The sequence below is a fragment of the Psychrobacter sp. 1Y4 genome (assembly GCF_051847555.1).
In genome coordinates this window covers 1-753 of record NZ_JBPYDE010000463.1, presented here as the reverse complement: position 1 = coordinate 753, position 753 = coordinate 1, and the positions used below count along the sequence as shown (strand labels likewise).

Genomic DNA, 753 nt, shown 5'->3' with positions numbered 1-753 from the left:
ATTCAGCACGTTGTTGCTCAAGTTTGGTATCGTTTGGGTTAGAGTTAGACATAATATTTTCCTTAATTGTAGTTATCAATAGTTGAAAGGTTTGGATACGTCATCTTTTAATAGATGAAGAAAAAATTAAGATAATGCTTTATCAATGGCATTGACGAAGTTACTGATGTCATCTGGATTACGCGAAGTAATTAAATTGCCATCAACTTGTACAGTCTTGTCGACGTACGTTGCACCAGCATTTTCTAGATCGGTTTGCAGCGTGTGATAGGCGGTCAGTGTTTTGCCTTTAGCAATACCTGTATTGATAAGTGCCCAAGAAGCATGGCATATGACAGCTAATGGTTTACCTGCATCATTGATGGCATTGATGATCTTGTGAGCTTCTTTGTTACCACGGATCGTATCCGCATTAACCGTGCCACCTGGTAATACTAGTGCATCATAATTAGAAACATTTGCATCTTTTACAAAGATATCAGCAGTAAAGGTATCACCTTTATCTACATCCTGCTGCATAGCCTGCACTTCTTTGTCTTTATTAGTAGTGATCAGAAGGGTCTTATAACCTTTGTCTTTTAATTGATTATTAACTTCTTCGTATTCTGCTTGCTCGAAGTTATTATGTAGTAAAAAAGCGATCGTTTTCATGATATTCCTTTTCTATTTATACTTGTTTCTGTTTATTTGCATTTGAATTTTTATAATCGAATTTATTATCATTCTATAGTTTTTGTTATTTATTATTATTTG

At 34.4% G+C, this 753-nt stretch carries 1 protein-coding gene; it reads right to left on the bottom strand.

Annotated features, from left to right (window positions below; translation table 11 throughout):
- Positions 1-126: 126 nt before the first annotated feature.
- Positions 127-651 carry a type 1 glutamine amidotransferase domain-containing protein gene (locus tag ACS8FC_RS16980; protein WP_439297649.1) on the bottom strand — a complete coding sequence of 175 codons (525 nt, stop codon included), beginning with the start codon at positions 649-651 and terminating at the stop codon, positions 127-129.
- Positions 652-753 lie beyond the last annotated feature (102 nt).